The organism is Celeribacter sp. SCSIO 80838 (genome assembly GCF_056498065.1).
The window spans coordinates 133,487-151,020 of sequence record NZ_JAZKMA010000001.1 but is presented as its reverse complement, the minus strand read 5'-3'; the positions used below and the strand labels follow the sequence as shown (position 1 = coordinate 151,020).

Annotated in this window: 23 protein-coding genes; 12 read left to right on the top strand and 11 right to left on the bottom strand. The window is 60.2% G+C overall.

The annotated features are described in order from the left end of the window. The first annotated feature begins 17 nt into the window (after window positions 1–17). The 7 genes from V1475_RS00680 to V1475_RS00650 all read left to right on the top strand — a co-directional run bounded on the left by V1475_RS00680 (window position 18) and on the right by V1475_RS00650 (window position 4,839). Entirely contained in the window at window positions 18–890 is an 873-nt protein-coding gene (locus V1475_RS00680) for a F0F1 ATP synthase subunit gamma (RefSeq protein ID WP_479411216.1), read from the top strand. A gap of 49 nt (window positions 891–939) precedes the next feature. Next, window positions 940–1,656: a hypothetical protein gene (locus V1475_RS00675; protein ID WP_479411215.1), complete on the top strand. Its 717-nt coding sequence runs from the start codon at window positions 940–942 to the stop codon at window positions 1,654–1,656. Between the two features lie 98 nt (window positions 1,657–1,754). Then, window positions 1,755–3,185, top strand: coding sequence for a F0F1 ATP synthase subunit beta (atpD, locus tag V1475_RS00670; RefSeq protein WP_066705145.1), 1,431 nt, complete (start codon window positions 1,755–1,757; stop codon window positions 3,183–3,185). Between the two features lie 24 nt (window positions 3,186–3,209). After that, entirely contained in the window at window positions 3,210–3,617 is a 408-nt protein-coding gene (gene atpC, locus V1475_RS00665; RefSeq protein WP_479411214.1) for an ATP synthase F1 subunit epsilon, read from the top strand. Between the two features lie 115 nt (window positions 3,618–3,732). Further along, window positions 3,733–4,044, top strand: a complete 312-nt coding sequence (locus V1475_RS00660) for a DUF1272 domain-containing protein (protein ID WP_479411213.1) — start codon at window positions 3,733–3,735, stop codon at window positions 4,042–4,044. Between the two features lie 5 nt (window positions 4,045–4,049). After that, a complete protein-coding gene (locus tag V1475_RS00655) occupies window positions 4,050–4,409 on the top strand; it encodes a hypothetical protein (RefSeq protein ID WP_479411212.1) in 360 nt (119 codons plus the stop codon). Window positions 4,410–4,572: 163 nt separating this feature from the next. Next, the gene (locus V1475_RS00650; RefSeq protein ID WP_434290660.1) at window positions 4,573–4,839 is read left to right on the top strand and encodes an H-type lectin domain-containing protein; all 267 of its coding nucleotides are present in this window, start codon (window positions 4,573–4,575) and stop codon (window positions 4,837–4,839) included. A gap of 73 nt (window positions 4,840–4,912) precedes the next feature. Here V1475_RS00650 and V1475_RS00645 read toward each other — a convergent pair whose 3' ends face one another. After that, a complete protein-coding gene (locus tag V1475_RS00645; RefSeq protein ID WP_066705137.1) occupies window positions 4,913–5,929 on the bottom strand; it encodes a ribose-phosphate pyrophosphokinase in 1,017 nt (338 codons plus the stop codon). Window positions 5,930–6,041: 112 nt separating this feature from the next. Here V1475_RS00645 and V1475_RS00640 point away from each other — a divergent pair, with 112 nt between their 5' ends. After that, window positions 6,042–6,641 carry a DsbA family protein gene (locus V1475_RS00640; RefSeq protein WP_479411211.1) on the top strand — a complete coding sequence of 200 codons (600 nt, stop codon included), beginning with the start codon at window positions 6,042–6,044 and terminating at the stop codon, window positions 6,639–6,641. A gap of 85 nt (window positions 6,642–6,726) precedes the next feature. On the opposite strand, the gene V1475_RS00635 is transcribed toward V1475_RS00640, so the two are convergent. The 8 genes from V1475_RS00635 to V1475_RS00600 all read right to left on the bottom strand — a co-directional run bounded on the left by V1475_RS00635 (window position 6,727) and on the right by V1475_RS00600 (window position 12,661). After that, on the bottom strand, window positions 6,727–7,764 hold the full coding sequence (locus V1475_RS00635; RefSeq protein ID WP_479411210.1) for a threonine aldolase family protein: 1,038 nt from the start codon (window positions 7,762–7,764) through the stop codon (window positions 6,727–6,729). Continuing rightward, window positions 7,764–8,213, bottom strand: a complete 450-nt coding sequence (locus V1475_RS00630; protein ID WP_479411209.1) for a YcgN family cysteine cluster protein — start codon at window positions 8,211–8,213, stop codon at window positions 7,764–7,766. The genes V1475_RS00635 and V1475_RS00630 overlap by 1 nt, the downstream gene beginning before the upstream one ends. After that, complete coding sequence (locus tag V1475_RS00625) at window positions 8,210–9,136, bottom strand: bifunctional riboflavin kinase/FAD synthetase (protein WP_479411208.1); 927 nt, start codon at window positions 9,134–9,136, stop codon at window positions 8,210–8,212. Before V1475_RS00625 ends, V1475_RS00630 begins: the two co-directional genes overlap by 4 nt. A gap of 28 nt (window positions 9,137–9,164) precedes the next feature. Then, on the bottom strand, window positions 9,165–9,608 hold the full coding sequence (locus V1475_RS00620) for a MaoC family dehydratase (RefSeq protein WP_434290668.1): 444 nt from the start codon (window positions 9,606–9,608) through the stop codon (window positions 9,165–9,167). 259 nt (window positions 9,609–9,867) lie between these two features. Further along, a complete protein-coding gene (locus tag V1475_RS00615; protein ID WP_479411207.1) occupies window positions 9,868–10,740 on the bottom strand; it encodes a TIGR01459 family HAD-type hydrolase in 873 nt (290 codons plus the stop codon). 63 nt (window positions 10,741–10,803) lie between these two features. After that, window positions 10,804–11,184, bottom strand: coding sequence for a hypothetical protein (locus V1475_RS00610; RefSeq protein WP_479411206.1), 381 nt, complete (start codon window positions 11,182–11,184; stop codon window positions 10,804–10,806). Further along, window positions 11,184–11,675, bottom strand: a complete 492-nt coding sequence (locus V1475_RS00605) for a GNAT family N-acetyltransferase (protein WP_479411205.1) — start codon at window positions 11,673–11,675, stop codon at window positions 11,184–11,186. The genes V1475_RS00610 and V1475_RS00605 overlap by 1 nt, the downstream gene beginning before the upstream one ends. A 65-nt stretch (window positions 11,676–11,740) precedes the next feature. Next, window positions 11,741–12,661 (bottom strand): manganese-dependent inorganic pyrophosphatase, encoded by a 921-nt coding sequence (locus V1475_RS00600; protein WP_479411204.1) that lies wholly within the window; start codon window positions 12,659–12,661, stop codon window positions 11,741–11,743. 105 nt (window positions 12,662–12,766) lie between these two features. Here V1475_RS00600 and V1475_RS00595 point away from each other — a divergent pair, with 105 nt between their 5' ends. Continuing rightward, a complete protein-coding gene (locus V1475_RS00595) occupies window positions 12,767–13,393 on the top strand; it encodes a DUF2161 domain-containing phosphodiesterase (RefSeq protein ID WP_479413934.1) in 627 nt (208 codons plus the stop codon). Window positions 13,394–13,413: 20 nt separating this feature from the next. Here V1475_RS00595 and V1475_RS00590 read toward each other — a convergent pair whose 3' ends face one another. After that, complete coding sequence (locus tag V1475_RS00590) at window positions 13,414–13,950, bottom strand: HNH endonuclease (protein WP_479411203.1); 537 nt, start codon at window positions 13,948–13,950, stop codon at window positions 13,414–13,416. 228 nt (window positions 13,951–14,178) lie between these two features. On the opposite strand from V1475_RS00590, the gene groES reads away from it, so the two are divergent. From groES to V1475_RS00575, 3 genes are all read left to right on the top strand, one after another. Next, window positions 14,179–14,466 (top strand): co-chaperone GroES, encoded by a 288-nt coding sequence (gene groES / locus V1475_RS00585; protein WP_066705114.1) that lies wholly within the window; start codon window positions 14,179–14,181, stop codon window positions 14,464–14,466. 39 nt (window positions 14,467–14,505) lie between these two features. Then, the gene (gene groL / locus V1475_RS00580) at window positions 14,506–16,149 is read left to right on the top strand and encodes a chaperonin GroEL (RefSeq protein ID WP_479411202.1); all 1,644 of its coding nucleotides are present in this window, start codon (window positions 14,506–14,508) and stop codon (window positions 16,147–16,149) included. A gap of 272 nt (window positions 16,150–16,421) precedes the next feature. Continuing rightward, a complete protein-coding gene (locus V1475_RS00575; RefSeq protein WP_479411201.1) occupies window positions 16,422–16,847 on the top strand; it encodes a GNAT family N-acetyltransferase in 426 nt (141 codons plus the stop codon). A 6-nt stretch (window positions 16,848–16,853) separates the two neighbouring features. Here the strand turns inward: V1475_RS00575 and V1475_RS00570 are convergent, their stop codons facing one another. Next, on the bottom strand, window positions 16,854–17,456 hold the full coding sequence (locus tag V1475_RS00570; protein WP_479411200.1) for a TetR/AcrR family transcriptional regulator: 603 nt from the start codon (window positions 17,454–17,456) through the stop codon (window positions 16,854–16,856). Window positions 17,457–17,534: the final 78 nt, after the last annotated feature.

Below are 17,534 nucleotides of genomic sequence, written 5' to 3'. Positions count from 1 at the left end.
TCCTGAAGGACGCTTAGATGCCCAGCCTCAAGGATCTCAAAAACAGGATCTCGTCGGTCAAATCGACCCGCAAGATCACCAAGGCCATGCAGATGGTGGCCGCCGCGAAACTGCGGCGGGCACAGGATGCGGCCGAGGCCTCGCGCCCCTATGCAGAGCGGTTCAACGCTGTGCTGGGTGCGCTGTCGGCATCGGTCGGTGGCTCCGCAACCGCGCCCCGGCTTCTGGCCGGGACCGGCAAGGACGATGTGCAGATGCTCGTCGTCATGACGTCCGAGAAAGGTCTGTGCGGCGGCTTCAACACGAACATCGTGAAGCTCGCCAAGACCCGCATCAAAGAGCTTCTGGCGGCTGGCAAGACGGTGAAAATTCTCACCGTCGGCAAGAAAGGCCGTGAGCAGCTCAAGCGGGAATACGCGGACCTGTTCGTCGCTCACGTGGACCTCACTGAGGTCAAGAAAGTCGGCTACGTCAACGCGCAGGAGATCGCCAAGGATCTTCTGACGAAATTCGACGCGGGCGAGTTCGACGTGGCGACGATCTTCTACGCGAAGTTCGAGAACGTTGTGACGCAGGTTCCGACTGCCCAGCAGATCATCCCGGCGGCGTACGAAGTCGAAGAGGGTGCGGTGAGCGCGCTCTACGATTACGAGCCCTCCGAGGAAGGCATTCTTGCCGATCTTCTGCCGCGCGGTGTGGCCACGCAGATCTTCTCGGCTCTGCTCGAGAATGCCGCCTCCGAACAGGGCGCGCGGATGTCCGCCATGGACAACGCGACGCGCAACGCGGGCGACATGATCGACAGGCTGACGATCGAGTACAACCGTTCGCGTCAGGCCGTGATCACCAACGAGTTGATCGAAATCATTTCGGGCGCTGAAGCGCTCTAGATGGGTGGAGTAGGGATTGTCTGTCGTACCGCGATATTTTGAGCCTGAAATGGACCATGAGTACACGTTCTCCGTGTGCTCGTTGGTGCGTGACATGGCGCGGTACGACAACCTCCTGACGTCCTTCGCAGAGTTTGGGTTCACCTCTGAGAACTCGGAGTTTCTGGTTGCCGACAACCGGGTGCGCAACGAGTTCGACGGCTACAACTGGCACAAGCGTCTCTATGGCGAATGTCGTGGCAAGTATATCATCTACTGCCATGAGGACATCGTTCTCATCGATCACGGCTTCGATCGTCTCGTCGAGGCGCTCGAAGATCTCGAACAGCATGACCCACGTTGGCTGGTCGCAGGGGTCGCGGGTTGTGCGTGGCGGCAGGACAACGGGCAATCCCGTCATCAGATCCTGCGGATCACGGACAAATACGGCAAGGACCGTCGGCATGGCGACATGCCGGGGCGCGTCGAGTCGCTGGACGAATGTTTCATCGTCACGAAGCGCGAGAGCCCGGTGTTCTCGTCCTACGATCTGTCCGGGTTCCATTACTACGGGGCGGACCTCTGTTCGATGGCGGAGCTTGCCGGTGGAAGCGCCTATGCGATCGATTTCCACCTGCGGCACGACGGCAATGCCGCACGTGGACCGTCGTTCCGGCAGTGCAGGAAAGCGTTTCTCGGGAAGTATTCGAAAATCTACCCCGGGCGTAAGCTGTTCTGTACAACCGGAGAGGTGCAAATCCCTGGCGGCTGGTATGATATAACTTAGCTCTCAAGTCTCACGTGCGGCGCGTGACCGTGCCGTAATCAATCACAGGTGCCACAAAGCTATCGCTGGCAATTTGGAAAGAAACAAAGGAACACACAATGGTTCAACTTGGATCGAAAGGCAAGATCACTCAGGTGATTGGCGCCGTTGTCGACGTGCAGTTCGAAGACGCGCTTCCTGAAATTCTCAACGCGCTTGAGACCGACAACAACGGCAACCGTCTGATCCTCGAAGTGGCTCAGCACCTCGGCGAGAACACCGTGCGCACCATCGCCATGGACGCGACCGAAGGTCTCGTGCGCGGTCAGCTCGTGACCGACACCGGTGGTCCGATCACCATTCCGGTCGGCAACGCGACCTTGGGCCGTATCCTCAACGTCGTCGGCGAGCCGGTCGATGAAAAAGGTCCGGTCGAAGCCACCGAACGCCGTCCGATCCACGCCGAAGCTCCGGAATTCTCCGAGCAGGCGACCGACACCGAGATCCTCGTCACCGGCATCAAGGTGATCGACCTTCTCGCGCCTTACTCCAAAGGCGGTAAGATCGGTCTCTTCGGCGGTGCCGGCGTGGGCAAAACCGTTCTCATCATGGAACTGATCAACAACATCGCGAAAGTGCACTCGGGCTTCTCCGTGTTCGCCGGTGTTGGCGAGCGGACCCGTGAAGGCAACGACCTTTACCACGAGATGATCGAATCCAACGTGATCAAGCCGGACAACCTCTCCGAGTCGCAAGTGGCTCTGGTTTACGGTCAGATGAACGAGCCTCCGGGGGCCCGTGCCCGCGTCGCTCTGACCGGTCTGACGCTGGCTGAGCAGTTCCGTGACCAGTCCGGCACCGACGTTCTGTTCTTTGTGGACAACATCTTCCGCTTCACGCAGGCTGGTTCCGAGGTGTCAGCACTTCTCGGCCGTATCCCCTCCGCTGTGGGCTACCAGCCGACGCTGGCCACCGACATGGGTGCGATGCAGGAACGGATTACCTCCACCAAAAACGGCTCGATCACCTCGATCCAGGCTGTGTACGTGCCCGCCGACGACCTTACCGACCCGGCACCGGCCACGACCTTTGCCCACTTGGACGCAACCACCGTTCTCAACCGTGCGATCTCCGAGCTCGGCATCTACCCGGCTGTGGACCCGCTGGACTCCTCGTCCCGGATCCTCGACCCGCAGATCGTCGGCGAAGAACACTACCAGGTGGCCCGTGACGTGCAGGGTATCCTCCAGCGCTACAAGTCGCTGCAGGACATCATCGCCATCCTCGGCATGGACGAACTGTCGGAAGAAGATAAGCTGACCGTGGCCCGCGCCCGGAAAATCCAGCGTTTCCTTTCCCAGCCGTTCGACGTGGCGAAAGTGTTTACCGGCTCCGACGGTGTGCAGGTTCCGCTCGAAGACACGATCTCGTCCTTCAAGGCGGTTGTGGCCGGCGAGTACGACCACCTGCCGGAAGCGGCCTTCTACATGGTTGGCGGCATCAACGAAGTGCTGGCACGCGCCGAAAAACTCGCTGCGGAAGCCGCTTAACAGTAACCCGGAAGGAGGCCGATTATGGCTACAGTCCAATTCGATCTCGTCTCTCCCGAGCGCAAACTTGCGTCTCTGAACGTGGAGCAGGTCCAGATCCCGGGTTCCGAAGGTCGTCTGACTGCGATGGCGGGCCATGAGCCCACCATCCTCACCCTGCGCCCCGGTCGTCTGATCGCGATCGGGCCGGAGGGCGAGCTGGAGTTCATCGTGACGGGCGGTTTTGCCGAGCTGTCTCCGGAACATATCTCCGTGCTGGCCGAGGTTGCTCTGCCGCGTGGGGAAATGTCTCAGGAGATCGTCAACGAGATGATCATGCAGGCCCGCGCGGAGCACAATAAGGCGACGCAGGAAGAACAGGCGGAAACGCATTCTTTCCTCGCCGATCTGGTGCACATCGCCGAGGATCTCGGGTTCCACACCAATCTCTGATTGGTCGAACATATGAATTGAAAGGCCCTGCGCATCTGTCGCGGGGCCTTATCTTTTTTGACGATGAGGCAGTCAAGCGGTGTCGGTTTAGACTGTGGGAAAAGGAGAGCGTGTCATGGCATTGGAACTGCGCCCGAATTGCGAATATTGCGACATGGACCTGCCGCCGGAGGCGCAGGACGCTTGCATCTGCACTTATGAATGCACCTTTTGCCGGGACTGTGTGGACAGGCATCTGCAAAACGTCTGTCCCAATTGCGGTGGCGGTTTCGTGCCCCGCCCGATCCGGCCCAAGACGGCGTGGCGCGACGGCACATCGCGGCTGCATCAACCGCCCTCGACCACGCGTGTGCACCTGTCTTACCCTCCCGAAGAGCTGGCGGGGCATATCGCGCGGATCAAGGATATTCCGCCGGTGGAGCGCTGAGCGCCATGCCGATGGACAAGACATTCCAGAGTGCGGTGCACGACTGGGTCGTGAGCTGTTTCGGCGAGGAGACCGCGATGGATGCGGTGGAACGCAACCGGCGGTTTCTTGAGGAGGCGCTGGAACTGGTGCAATCCCTTGGCGCAAGTCGGGAGTTTGCCCATGATCTCGTCGATTATGTCTTCTCTCGGCCAAAGGGGGATGCCCCGCAGGAGGTTGGCGGGGTCATGGTGACGCTCGCCTCGCTTTGTACCGCCCATGGCATCGACATGGCACGCGAGGCCCATAAGGAACTGTCGCGTATCGACAGCCCCGAGATCACCGCCAAAATTCGCGCCAAACATGCGGGGAAACCGCAGTTTTAGAGAGGTTTCGCGCGGCTTTCCCTCTTTCCTTTCCGGGGTGTTTCGGGGCAGTCTAAGGTGGGGGACAAGATCAAAAAGACCGATGTTGAGAATTGACAGCCATCAGCTTGGGATCACGCAGGGGTCCTTTGTACTTTTTTCCGATTTCCAGGACGGCGGAGCCATGTGGACCGGTAAGGGCCCGCGCGAACTGCGCCGGGTCGTGGATTTCGATGAGCCCTTCATGCGTCCGCCCTTGGTGCAGGTGAGCCTCTCGATGCTGGACATCGATCAGTCGACCAATCACCGCGTCGACATTTCCGCCGAAATGGTCACGGAGGACGGTTTCGTCATTGTGTTCCGCACCTGGGGCGACACCAAGATCGCCCGTGTGCGTGCCGACTGGACCGCCTTCGGTGCGGTGCGCCATGAGGATGACTGGGACGTTTAGACGGCATGACCCGGAAAGAAAAAGGCGCGTCAGGAGAGCCTGCGCGCCTTTCTCATGCAAAAGAGACCCGGAGTTACGGGTGATACACGCCTTCGTAGAGCGGGATCAGCGTCTTGTCTTCGAACAGAGAGGACACGGAAGTGCCGTTCCAGGTGTTGATGATCGCTTGCGCGAACAGCGGCGCGGTGGGGACCACGCGGATGTTCTTGCACTTGGCGACGGAGTCATTGGCCTCGATCGAGTCGGTGATCACGAGCGAGGACAGACGCGAATTGGTCACGCGCTCGACCGCCGGGCCGGACAGCACGCCGTGGGAAATATAGGCATGCACTTCGGCGGCACCGTGATCCATCAGAAGATCGGCGGCCTTGCAGAGCGTGCCGGCGGTGTCGACGAGGTCGTCCACGATGATGCATTTCTTGCCTTCGACATTACCGATGACGGTCATCTCGGCGACTTCGCCGGGTTTCTCGCGGCGCTTGTCGACGATGGACAGCGGTGCGTCGATGCGTTTGGCAAGCTCACGGGCGCGGGCCACGCCGCCGACGTCGGGGGAGACGATCATGATGTCGTCCATGCCGTCCTTGAAATTGTGCTTGATGTCGAGGGCGAAGACCGGCGAGGCGTAGAGGTTGTCCACCGGGATGTCGAAGAAGCCCTGAATCTGCGTCGCGTGCAGATCGAGCGTGAGAACGCGTTCGATGCCCGCTTCGACCATCATGTTGGCGACGAGTTTCGCGGAGATCGGTGTGCGCGCCTTGGTGCGGCGGTCCTGACGGGCATAGCCGAAATAGGGCACCACGGCGGTGATGCGACCGGCCGACGAGCGGCGCAGCGCGTCGGTGATGATCAAGAGTTCCATGAGGTTGTCATTGGCCGGGTTCGAGGTCGGCTGGACGACGAACATGTCCTCGCCGCGCACGTTTTCGTAGACCTCGACGAAGATCTCGCCATCGTTGAACCGCTCGACACGCGCGTCGCAGAGGTCGATTGACATGCCGCGGTGCATAGAGAGGCGGCGCGCGATGGCGTTGGCGAGGGTGCGGTTGGCATTACCGGCGATGAGTTTGGGCTCGTGAGTCATGGGCATAGCAGCTTTCCCGGGGTGATTTTCGGCCTGACCGTCACGGAATCGTAACGTTGACACCGCTTACCACCCCGCTAGCTTCTTGCAAACATCATGAGGCCCCGGGAGAGACCAAATGGCACATATCGACTACTATTTTTCGCTACTGTCGTCCTTCACCTACCTCGCGGGGGACCGCTTTGCCGAGGTCGCCGCGAAACACGGAGCAACCGTGCGTTACAAGCCCTTCGACATTCTCACCATGTTCGACCGCATGGGAGCACCGCGCCCGGCGGAGCGACCGGAGGCGCGTAAGGTTTACCGGTTGCAGGAGCTTAAACGCTTTGCGGCCAAAGAGGGCAAGCCGATGAAGTTTCAGCCCGCCTTCTGGCCGACCAATGCGGCACCTGCCTCTTATGCGGTGATCGCGGCGCAGGAAGCCGGGGGCGGCGATCTCGACGGGCTGGTGCAGCGGTTGTTGAAAGCGGTCTGGGAAGAGGACCGTAACATCGCCGATGACGCTGTGATCACCGAGGCGCTGAAGGCGAGCGGGTTCGATCCGATGTTGTCTATGACCGGGATGCTCAAGGGCGCTGAGATTTACACGCAAAACCTTGAAGAGGGGTTGAAAGCGGGGATTTTCGGCTCGCCGTTTTACATCGTGACGGACACGGATGAACGGTTCTGGGGGCAGGATCGGTTGGATATGCTGGACGATTATCTCGGGACGTTGTGAGTTGATCCCGGTCGAATGACTGCCCTCTTTCCCGCGCGTTAACCTTAATCAGATTAACCTTAATGCGCGGGAAAGAGAGAAAAGATCAGTCGCTCAAGGCTGCCAGAAGTGCATCGACATCGGCCTCGGTCGTGGACCAGCTCGCCACGAACCGGGCCAGAAGCGGCTCCTCGGGATCGCCGGTGAGATCCGTGCCCGGCCCCCACATGTTGTAGACCGCGCCCTTGGCTTTGGCCTTGAGGTGCATCTTGCGGGGCAAGCGGGCGAACACGAGATTGCCCTCGACCTTATAGGTCAGTTTGCCGCCGATCTCCGTCATCCCCTGCGCCAGACGCGCGCCCATGGCATTGGCCTGTGTCGCCAATTCAAGCCAGAGATCACCGTCGAGCCATGCGAGAATCTGCGCCGAAATATAGCGTGCTTTCGACAGGTTATGCCCGCCACGTATCCGCTGGCTCTCGAACGCCTCTTTGTAAGACGGATCGAAAATCACGGCGGCCTCGGCCCCCATCGCCCCGGTTTTCGTCGCCCCAAGCGACAGCGTCGCCAGTTCGCGCGTCATCACCCAAGGCGTTGCGCCACTGGCCGCCATGGCATTGGCGAACCGCGCCCCATCGAAATGCAGCGGCAGACGGGCGGCCTCGGCCAGAGCTGCGATGTCGGCCGGGCGGTAGAGCTCGCCAAACTCGGTGAGATTGGTCAGCGAGACAGCCGCGGGCGGGCTGGCATGCACATCGTCCTTGGCGCTGTCGTTGATCACTGCTTTGCGCAGTTCCTCCGGAGTCATCCGGCTGCCTTCGCCTGTCATGAGTTTGAGCTTGGCCCCGCCGGAATAGAACGGAACGGAATTGCGCTCATCCACCTCGATATGCGCGGTTTTGTGGCAATAGATGATGCCCCAGGGCGGGGTCATCGCAGCCAGAAGCGCGGCGTTGGTCCCCGTGCCGGAGGTCATCGGATAGACCAGCGCATCGGGGGCCTGAAACATGTCGCGCAGCCGCTCGGTCAGCTCTGCCGTCCAAAGGTCATTCGCATAGGGCGCGGCATAGCCGTCATTGGCCTTCGCGAGCGCTTCCATGATCTTGGGGTGCACGCCGGAGGCGTTGTCGGATCCGAAAAACATCAGTTGGGCTCCTCAATGATATGGTCCTCCCAATCCTCCTCGTCGACCTCGAATTCTGGCACGGTCATCCCGCGCACGGAAATGCCCGCCGCATGAACGCTCTCCGGATCGCCGGTCAGAAGCGGATGCCAGTCGGGGAGCGTGCGTCCCTGCCACAACAGCCGATAGGCACAGGTGGCGGGCATCCAATAGGCGTGATCGGCGATGTTCTCGGGGGTGAGTTGAATGCACTCTGGGACGAGACGTTTGCGAATTTCGTATTGCCCGCATTGGCAGGAATAATCGTCCAGAAGGCGACAGGCGACGCGGGTCAGAAAGACTTCGCCGGTGTCGGCATCCTCGATCTTGTTGAGGCAGCATTTGCCGCAGCCGTCGCAAAGCGCTTCCCACTCGTCCTCGGTCATCTTGGTGAGCGGAACGGTTTCCCAGAACCGGGGGCGCTTGCTCATTCCAGCGCCCCGAGGATCTCCCGCGCCTGATCGCAATCGGCGTTCATCTGTTCGATCAGCGGCTCAAGGCCTTTGAAAACAAGTTCGGGGCGGAGATAGTCCACGAAGGCGATGGAGAGATGTTCGTCGTAAAGATCGCCTTTGAAATCAAAGATGAAGGTCTCGAGACAGGGCAGGTTCGCACCGAAGGTCGGTTTGACACCGAGCGAGGCCGCGCCCTGGTAATGGCCCTTGTGCGGGCCGGTGAGCACATCGACGAGCACGGCATAGACGCCGAATTTCGGCGCGTGCAACCCGTCGATCGACATGTTTGCGGTTGGAAAACCGAGATCGCGCCCGCGCTTGTCGCCATGGTTCACCTTGCCTTCGATCCGGTGCCAGTGGCCCAGCATCTCCTGCGCGCGGCGGGGATCTCCTTCGGCCAACGCGGCACGGATCGCCGAGGAGGAGGAAACGCCGCTGTCGGTCTTCAGAAGTTCTGCCACCGTGACCTCGAACCCCATCTCCTCCCCGAAGCGTTTCAGCTCCTCGACCGTGCCCGCGCGTTTCGCGCCGAAGCAGAAATCCGCACCGACCACGACATGCTTGAGGCCCAGTCCTTCGACGAGGATCTCGCGGGCAAACTGTTCCGGCGTCTTGGCGGCAAGCTGGGCGTTGAAGGGCAGCTGGAACAGTTGTTCGACGCCAAGTTTTGCAAGACGGTTGGCCTTCGACTCGGCATTCATCAGGCGGAAGGGCGGAGCGCCGGGGGCGAAGAATTCACGCGGATGCGGTTCGAAGGTGACGATGCCCAGAGGGCCATGGGCGCGGGCAAGGTCGATCACATGGCGGTGGCCACGATGGACGCCGTCGAAATTGCCAATGGCCGCGGAACAGCCCTTGGCCTCGTCGGGAATGTCGGTCCAGTGCGTGTAAATCTGCATGGGGCTCCTCGCGAGGCAGCCCCCCGCGTCAGTCGAATTTGCGGCTCGGCGCAAGCACCATGGCTTCGCCTTTCAGGACCACGGTATCGCCCACGGTGCAGCGACAATCAAGGGCAACCCGGCGTTTCGCATGGATGATGTCGGTCACAGTCACTTCTGCGAGCACGGTGTCGCCGGGGCGCACGGGGGCGAGGAACTTGAGTGTCTGGCCCATGTAGATCGTGCCATGCCCCGGAAGCTGTTCGCCGATCACGGCGGAGATCAGCCCGGCGGTCAGCATGCCATGGGCGATGCGGCCCTCGAAAATCGTGTCCTCGGCATAGGCGTCGTCGAAATGTACCGGGTTGCGGTCGGTCGAAACCTCGCCGAACAACTCGATGTCGCGATCGGTGATGGTCTTGCGCAGGGAGCGCGTCATGCCGATTTCGATGTCCTCGATGCAGATGGTGCCGCGCGGCTGATTGTCCAACATGATCTCCGATTCCTTCGTGATGTTGCGGTGCAGCATAGCAAAAAAGAAGGGGAGAAACAATATTGCGCGAAAGAAAATTTTCATGTTTGCGCAATTATTGTAAATAAGTTGCAAAGAGGAGCTCGCCTTGGCCCGGTTTGCCCTGTCGGATGAACGTCGGATTTGCGTCGGACTTTTGTCGGACCCCGACAGGCCTGTCAAACATGAGAAAAGGGCGTCGGATCGCTCCGGCGCCCTGTTTCCTTTGCTGTAAAAATACTCAGCGCAGGAAGGAAATCGCTGCCGTCGGCGAGAGGTTCTGTTCCGACAGCCACATCTTGAGGCGCATCGGGTCGGGGTTGACCGGATCGGGGCCGAACTCCTGCGCCGCCAGTCCGCCGGTGATGAACAACACGTCGAGACCTTCGCCGATCGCGCCCATCACGTCGGTGCCGATGCCGTCGCCGATGCAGAGAATGCGGTTGTCGTAGATCTGCGCGATCTGGGCCAGACGCCTGCGGGCGAGGTCATAGATCGGCGGATGCGGCTTGCCGAAATAGAGGCTCTCGCCACCCATCTCGGTGTAAAGTGCCGCCAATGCCCCCGCGCACCATTCGCGCACCTCGCCACGGTCCACGACGATGTCGGGATTGGCGCAGAGGAGTTTGAGTCCCTTCTGTTTGGCATAGAGGAATTGCGGACGGTAAATCTCCGGGTCGGCCAGCGGGTCCTCGGGGCCGGAGCAGACGATGCCCTCGGCCTCCGCAAGCGGCACGACCGTCACGTCGAGCGGCGCGTCGAGAATTTCCATCGGCTGGAAAAAATCCGCCTCGAACATTTCACCGATGTGCCAGACCTTCTGACCCACGACGCCGAGATACATCGCCATGCGCGCCGAGTCGCCGGAGGTGGCGATGGCGTCCCAGGCGTCGTCGGGCACGCCGAATTCCGCGATCTGATTGGCGACGGAGCGCCAGGGGCGGGGCGAGTTGGTGACCAGAACGACCTTGCCGCCGCCCGCGCGGTATTTCTGCATCGCTGCGACCGCTTCGGGAAAGGCGGTGACGCCATTGTGCATGCAGCCCCAGAGATCGACGAACAGCGCGTCGTATTCGTTGGAGATTTCGGAAAGCTCTCGGATCAGGCGGGTCATCGCGGCCTCACTGTTTACGTTGTGCCCTACCTAGCGCGCGCGGTCGCAAAAGGACAGCACAGATCAGCGCTGCGGGTCTTTCATCAGCCCATACCAGAGCCAGAACAGCGCGGCCTCGGTGATCACGGCGAGGCCGATCCCCGGTCCGACGCGACCCAGAGCGAATTCGCTCAATCCCAGAAGGGCGAAGGCCAGCATGGTCACGGCCATGGCGCGGGCGATGGCGCTTCGGGCGAGGTCGGAGCGGGCGATGTCCTTGAGGCCCCAGAGCAACAGGGCGGGGGCGAGGAACAAAACGGCGGCGCGGCGGGCCATGACGGCGCCAGTCACGGAGGGGTCGAGATGGAAGAGCCAGAAGAACAACGGCGGGGCGATGAAAATCGCGGCGGCGAGGGCGAAACAGATCCCTGCGGTGATCCGGGACAGCAGCGGGAATGAGGGCATCAGGCACCGAAGGCTTTGGGATAGATCAATTCTTTTACCTTGGCCTTGGCCGGGCCTGCCGTCAACGTATGTGTGAGCGGGTAGGGCGAGGTGAAGCTCTCCGCGATGGGGCGAAAGCCGCAACGGCTATAAAACTCGGGATCGCCGAGGACGACGACGGTCTGACCGGACATTTCCGCCCATTGCGTGATCATGCCGGTGAGGCGACGGCCAAAGCCGCGGCCCTGAAGGTCCGGGCGGATCGCTACTGGGGCGAGGCAGAGCCATCCCTTGGGCGAGAGCATGGTCGAGAGCGCGGCATAACCGATCACCTCGGAGCCGTTGTCATTGGCCATGGGCAGGACCATTTCCCCCGCGATGGCGCGCGATTTGCGCAGCGCCTCGACCAGCTGTGCCTCGGCTTTCTGGCCGAAGGCGGCGGTCAGGAGATCGGCGACGGCGGTTTCCTCGCCGCGTTTCATTTCGCGCATGAAGTCGGGGGATTTGAGCATGGGGTCTCCAAGGAAAAGGGGCGCACGGCGGCGCCCCTTGATATATGTGCGATCTTGCGATGGCCTCAGACTTTGAGGTTCGGGATGATCTGCTTTTTGCGGGACATGATGCCCGGAAGCACCACGGTGTCGCCTTCGACGGTGCAGCCGAAGGAGGCCTCCGCGATGGCTTTCACGGTGTCGTTGGGGACCAGAAGCGTGGCTTCTTCGTTGAGAATGTCGACGACGAAGAGCAGCACTTCATGAGCGCCGTCCTCGGCGGCCACGGCGGGCATGGAGGCCATCAGGCTGTCCTTGCGGTCGAGGATCATCTTCGGCGCGGTGGTTTCCAGCACGGAGACACGCAGGTCGGTCGAGCCGACGGTGTATTCCTTGGAGTCCATGCGGATCAGCTCGGCGTCCGTGAAGGCGGCCACATCGGATTTGGCTTCGAACATTTCGGAGGCGTATTGGCCCAGATTGATGTTCAGTTCGGAGGCGAGTTTCTCGGCCAGCGCGCGGTCCACGTCCGTGGTGGTCGGGCTACGGAATTCCAGCGTGTCGGAGAGGATGCAGGACAGCATCGCGCCCTTGATGTTGTCGGGCATCTTGTCGGCATCGTCGCCCATCAGGTCGTACATGATGGTGGCGGTGCAGGCGAGCGGACGGATGGTGATGTCGATCGGACCTTTGGTTTCCAGACCGCCGACCAGTTTGTGGTGGTCGATGATCGCCGTGATGTTGGCATCGTTGATCGCGGCGGGCAGCTCGGCGGGGTTGTTGGTGTCGACGATGACGACGTCCTGACCCTCGGCCACCTCGGAAATGATCTCCGGTTTGTCAAAGCCCCATTTCTCGATGACGAAAGCGGCCTCGGTGTTCGGCTCGCCCAGAAGGACGGCTGTGGCGTCGACGCCTTTCACCTCGTTGAGATACCAGGCCCAGATGATCGGGGAGCCGGTGGAGTCGGTGTCGGGGGATTTGTGGCCGAAAACGAGCGTGGTCATATGAGATGTCCCATGGATATTGGCGATTTCGGCGACCTTATAGGCGGTGCAGCATGGGTTGTCACGCCTTGCGAGCGCTCACGGCTTGGCTGTAACACTTGGGACATGAGCAAGCTGCGTGAAACCGATCTTTATCCGCCCGTGAAAGCCCATTTCGAGGGGCTGGGATATGTTGTGAAGGCGGAGGTGCGGGACGCGGATGTGGTGGCGGTTCGGGGCGAGGAGACGGTGATCGTCGAGCTGAAGACCGGGTTTTCGCTGTTGCTGTTGCAACAGGGCGTGGCGCGGCAGTCTTTGAGCAATCAGGTCTATCTGGCGGTGCCGCGTTGGAAGGGCAGGGCGGCGTGGCGGATGTTCAAGGGGAACCTTGGGCTGTGCAAGCGGCTGGGGCTTGGGGTGATTTCGGTGAACGTGGCGGAGCAGACGGTGCAAGTGCATCACGAGCCGCGTGCTTTTGTGCCCCGTAAGAACAAGGCGAAGGCGGGGAAGTTGTTGACCGAATTCGAACGCCGGGAGGGGGATCCGAATTTGGGGGGCACTCCGGCGGGCGGGCGTGTGACGGCCTATCGTCAGGACGCGGAGAAATGCCGGGCGTATTTGTTGGAGCATGGGCCGTCGAAGGGGGCGGAGGTGGCCAAGGCCACAGGCGTCAAACACGCCACCCGAATGATGCGGGACAATCATTATGGGTGGTTTGAGAAGGTTGGGGTGGGGGTTTATGGGGTTTCGTAGAGCAACCTGCTCACGGCCTATTACAGCTTTTGACGAATTGTCTTTGCAACGGCATCTGCCTCTTCCAACAAGTGAAAAACTTTGGAGCGTATTTCAAGAAAACGCTCCAATTCAGGTTGTGCAGCGTTTCGAAGGTCATCCATTGTCGTTGGTCGTGCTTCATCGGCACTCAAGAACTTTTCCATTTTGGCTATACGATTTTCAACGTTGGGGCGCCCTTCATGAATTATAAAATCACGCCAATTCTTTTTGCCTTTGCGTTCGTTGCAGGTCCGGCATGAAGGAACAAGGTTTCGTATGCGATGTCCGTAGCCTGAAAACTCTCCTGCAATCACTCTGTTGAACACATGGTCCCACGTCGCAGCGGGAGCATCGCAATAAACACAGGTCAATTCATCTTCGGGATTTTGCCCTAAATCCACTATGGCTGAATTGACGGTGCTTTCGGAGTATTCATCGAAAGGTGCGAGAGCAGACGCGAAAGCGTTTGAGAAGGTGCTTTTGCGCCCCATAATTCGGGAGCTTTTTAAGTATTTCTTGATGTCATATGCTTTCATCTTTCTATGTTTAGGGCCTCTTTTGTTAAAACCAACATAAATTTATGAGCGGTTACTTCGCGCGACAATGCGTGAATGAATTTTCCCCATCTCCCCTGTTGACTCACTTCCACCTCCTTCCTAACTATGCGTCGTTGTCACTCGAACCCTATGAGTGCTAACACATGATTTATCCCCGCCCGTGAGGGTGGATGCAAACCTGAAACTTTGAGCGAAGGAGCCTCGAAGATGGCATTCAAACCGCTGCACGACCGCGTTGTGGTCGAACGTGTTGAGAGCGACGAAAAGACCAAAGGTGGTCTCATCATTCCCGATAGCGCGAAAGAAAAGCCCGCCGAAGGCAAAGTCGTTGCCGTGGGCGAAGGCGCTCGCAAAGACAGCGGCGAGCTGATCGCACCGTCCGTCAAAGAGGGCGACATCGTCCTCTTCGGCAAATGGTCCGGCACGGAAATCACCGTGGACGGCAAAGAGCTTCTCATCATGAAAGAGTCGGACATTCTCGGCATCATCGCCTGAGACATCCGATCCCATCCAATCGAATTTACGGAGTGAACAATGGCTAAAGAAGTCAAGTTTGACGTCGACGCACGCAACCGCATGCTCAAAGGCGTGAACATCCTCGCCGACGCTGTGAAAGTGACCCTCGGCCCGAAAGGCCGCAACGTGGTTCTCGAAAAATCCTTCGGCGCGCCGCGCATCACCAAAGACGGTGTGTCCGTGGCCAAAGAGATCGAGCTCGAAGACAAGTTCGAGAACATGGGCGCGCAGATGGTGAAGGAAGTCGCTTCCCGCACCAACGACGAAGCCGGTGACGGCACCACCACCGCGACCGTTCTGGCGCAGGCGATCATCAAAGAAGGCCTCAAGCAGGTTGCTGCCGGTCTGAACCCGATGGACCTGAAGCGCGGCATCGACCTCGCGACCCTCAAAGTCGTCGAAGCGATCAAAGCTTCCGCGCGCCCGGTTGCGGATTCTGACGAAGTCGCTCAGGTTGGCACCATCTCCGCCAACGGCGAGACCGAAATCGGTCGTCAGATCGCCGACGCGATGCAGAAAGTCGGCAACGACGGCGTGATCACCGTCGAAGAGAACAAAGGCATGGAAACCGAGACCACCGTGGTCGAAGGCATGCAGTTCGACCGTGGCTACCTCTCCCCGTATTTCGTGACCAACCCGGACAAAATGGTCGCCGATCTGGAAGATTGCATCGTGCTGCTGCACGAGAAGAAACTCTCCTCGCTCCAGCCGATGGTTCCGCTCCTCGAGCAGGTCATCCAGTCCCAGAAACCGCTCCTCATCATTGCTGAGGACGTGGAAGGCGAAGCGCTGGCGACCCTCGTGGTCAACAAACTGCGCGGCGGTCTGAAAATCGCGGCTGTGAAAGCTCCGGGCTTCGGCGATCGTCGTAAAGCCATGCTGCAAGACATCGCGATCCTCACCGGCGGTCAGGTGATCTCCGAAGATCTCGGCATGAAGCTCGAGAACGTCACCATGGACATGCTCGGCTCCGCCAAGAAAATCTCCATCTCCAAAGACGAAACCACCATCGTCGACGGCGCTGGCGACAAGGCCGAGATCGAAGCCCGCGTGGCTCAGATCCGCACCCAGATCGAGGAAACCACCTCCGATTACGACCGTGAAAAACTGCAAGAGCGCGTTGCCAAACTCGCTGGCGGTGTGGCCGTGATCAAGGTCGGCGGCATGACCGAAGTGGAAGTGAAAGAGCGCAAAGACCGTGTGGACGATGCGTTGAACGCAACCCGCGCGGCCGTGCAAGAAGGCATCGTCGTCGGCGGCGGTGTGGCTCTGGTTCAGGCCGGTAAAGCTCTCGAAGGTCTGGAAGGCGCAAACGCCGATCAGAATGCCGGGATCACCATCGTGCGTAAAGCGATCGAAGCGCCGCTGCGTCAGATCGCTGAAAACGCCGGTGTGGACGGGGCTGTCGTGGCCGGTAAAGTCCGCGAATCCGATGACACCGCGTTCGGTTTCAACGCTCAGACCGAAGAATATGGCGACATGTTCAAATTCGGCGTGATCGATCCGGCGAAAGTGACCCGTACCGCTCTGGAAGATGCGGCCTCGGTTGCTGGCCTCCTGATCACCACCGAAGCCATGGTTGCCGACAAGCCGGCGAAAGACGGCGCTGGTGCCGGTATGCCGGACATGGGCGGCATGGGTGGCATGGGCGGCATGATGTAATCGCCCCGTCATAAATCTATGAAAAGGCTGCCTGCGGGCAGCCTTTTTTTGTGATTGTTTGTTGTGCGGTTGCATGAAATTTTGGCGAGCAGGTGAAGAGGGCATTGGAGGGGGACACTGGAAAGCTTCTCTCTTGCCTTGAACTTTCTGCACTTGCAAAGCTGACGAAGGACCTGATGTCGATGGGGCAAGAAATGCACTTACGCGCTTTAACGGAAAACGATGAGCTTCCGCTTTCAATTCTTTTGGATAGCACGTTCGGTGGTCCGGATATGTACCGTTTCGCCAAGGAATTGCGCAAGGAGCAGGCGATGGCGATGGAGCGCGTGGCCTATGACGAGAAAGGCGCGATTCTCGGTTATATCTGCTGTGCCCGGATGGTTCTGCCGCAGGATTGGTGGGTGATGTCGATTCTGGCCGTGTCGCCGAGCCACCACAAACGCGGCATGGGGCGGGAGCTTGTGGTGCGGGGCATGGAGCATGCCAAGCGGGCGGGGGCGAAGGCGGTGATCGTGATCGGCGAGGCGCGGTATTTCTCGCGCCTGGGGTTCTCCAAGCTGGCGGCGTCGCGCCTTGAAACCACGATGATGCCGCAGCACACCTTGCTCTACCCGATCGCACCGGGCACCGGAATGGCGCATGAGAGGCTGATCTACCCGGATGCCTATGCGCATCTGAGCGAGGACGATCTGATCTGAGGCGGATCAGCCGCGTGTCGCGGTCTCGAACCCTGCTTCGCAGAAATCGAGCAGGCTTTGGGTCAGGGTCTGCGCCGGGTCTTCCCCGGCCAGCGCCGCGATCCGCCAGCGCGAGGTGCAGACCGACAGCATCGCCGAGACGGTGAAGACGAAATAAGCGCCGACCCGGACCGGGTCCGCGTCGGGCCGCAGCTTGCGGATTTCCTGCATGAACCGCGCCACCGTGGGGTCGAAACAGCGCTCCGTCAGGTCGCGCCATCGGTCATCGGCGGAGACCAGCGCGATCAGCCGACCATAGGCCAGCCAGCCGGGATCGCCGCCGGTGACCTTGTCGAGCAGCGGCGTGATGAAACAGCCGAGAATGCCACGCAGCTCCGGTGTGCCCAGCCGGATCTCCCGCTCCAGCGCGTCCAGACGGAGCCGGGCGAGTTCCTCTGCCCGCCGGGTCACGAGGGTGGTGAACAACTCGTCCTTGCTGCCGCCGTGATGGTTCACCAAAGCCCCCTGAACCCCCGCCGCGCGTGCGATGTCGCGAATCGATGCGCCTTCGAAACCGCGTTCGGAAAACAGGGTTTCCGCAGCGTCAAGAATGCGCGCGCGGGTCGCCAAAGACCTCTGGCTTGGGGCGCGTTGTCTCTGATTTTCTTTGGTTTTTATTGGTTCCATAAGAATATCTTGCGCTATTTT

What these genes read in the sequence shown, in the direction of transcription:
- V1475_RS00590 (WP_479411203.1), bottom strand. Translation starts at nt 13,950, where the DNA reads ATGAAAGCATATGACATCAAGAAATACTTAAAAAGCTCCCGAATTATG.
- V1475_RS00650 (WP_434290660.1), top strand. Translation starts at nt 4,573, where the DNA reads ATGTGGACCGGTAAGGGCCCGCGCGAACTGCGCCGGGTCGTGGATTTC.
- groES (WP_066705114.1), top strand. Translation starts at nt 14,179, where the DNA reads ATGGCATTCAAACCGCTGCACGACCGCGTTGTGGTCGAACGTGTTGAG.
- V1475_RS00660 (WP_479411213.1), top strand. Translation starts at nt 3,733, where the DNA reads ATGGCATTGGAACTGCGCCCGAATTGCGAATATTGCGACATGGACCTG.
- V1475_RS00640 (WP_479411211.1), top strand. Translation starts at nt 6,042, where the DNA reads ATGGCACATATCGACTACTATTTTTCGCTACTGTCGTCCTTCACCTAC.
- V1475_RS00625 (WP_479411208.1), bottom strand. Translation starts at nt 9,136, where the DNA reads ATGCAGATTTACACGCACTGGACCGACATTCCCGACGAGGCCAAGGGC.
- V1475_RS00680 (WP_479411216.1), top strand. Translation starts at nt 18, where the DNA reads ATGCCCAGCCTCAAGGATCTCAAAAACAGGATCTCGTCGGTCAAATCG.
- V1475_RS00610 (WP_479411206.1), bottom strand. Translation starts at nt 11,184, where the DNA reads ATGCCCTCATTCCCGCTGCTGTCCCGGATCACCGCAGGGATCTGTTTC.
- V1475_RS00655 (WP_479411212.1), top strand. Translation starts at nt 4,050, where the DNA reads ATGCCGATGGACAAGACATTCCAGAGTGCGGTGCACGACTGGGTCGTG.
- V1475_RS00595 (WP_479413934.1), top strand. Translation starts at nt 12,767, where the DNA reads ATGAGCAAGCTGCGTGAAACCGATCTTTATCCGCCCGTGAAAGCCCAT.
- atpC (WP_479411214.1), top strand. Translation starts at nt 3,210, where the DNA reads ATGGCTACAGTCCAATTCGATCTCGTCTCTCCCGAGCGCAAACTTGCG.
- V1475_RS00635 (WP_479411210.1), bottom strand. Translation starts at nt 7,764, where the DNA reads ATGTTTTTCGGATCCGACAACGCCTCCGGCGTGCACCCCAAGATCATG.
- V1475_RS00600 (WP_479411204.1), bottom strand. Translation starts at nt 12,661, where the DNA reads ATGACCACGCTCGTTTTCGGCCACAAATCCCCCGACACCGACTCCACC.
- V1475_RS00575 (WP_479411201.1), top strand. Translation starts at nt 16,422, where the DNA reads ATGTACCGTTTCGCCAAGGAATTGCGCAAGGAGCAGGCGATGGCGATG.
- groL (WP_479411202.1), top strand. Translation starts at nt 14,506, where the DNA reads ATGGCTAAAGAAGTCAAGTTTGACGTCGACGCACGCAACCGCATGCTC.
- V1475_RS00645 (WP_066705137.1), bottom strand. Translation starts at nt 5,929, where the DNA reads ATGCCCATGACTCACGAGCCCAAACTCATCGCCGGTAATGCCAACCGC.
- V1475_RS00675 (WP_479411215.1), top strand. Translation starts at nt 940, where the DNA reads ATGGACCATGAGTACACGTTCTCCGTGTGCTCGTTGGTGCGTGACATG.
- V1475_RS00630 (WP_479411209.1), bottom strand. Translation starts at nt 8,213, where the DNA reads ATGAGCAAGCGCCCCCGGTTCTGGGAAACCGTTCCGCTCACCAAGATG.
- V1475_RS00605 (WP_479411205.1), bottom strand. Translation starts at nt 11,675, where the DNA reads ATGCTCAAATCCCCCGACTTCATGCGCGAAATGAAACGCGGCGAGGAA.
- V1475_RS00615 (WP_479411207.1), bottom strand. Translation starts at nt 10,740, where the DNA reads ATGACCCGCCTGATCCGAGAGCTTTCCGAAATCTCCAACGAATACGAC.
- atpD (WP_066705145.1), top strand. Translation starts at nt 1,755, where the DNA reads ATGGTTCAACTTGGATCGAAAGGCAAGATCACTCAGGTGATTGGCGCC.
- V1475_RS00620 (WP_434290668.1), bottom strand. Translation starts at nt 9,608, where the DNA reads ATGTTGGACAATCAGCCGCGCGGCACCATCTGCATCGAGGACATCGAA.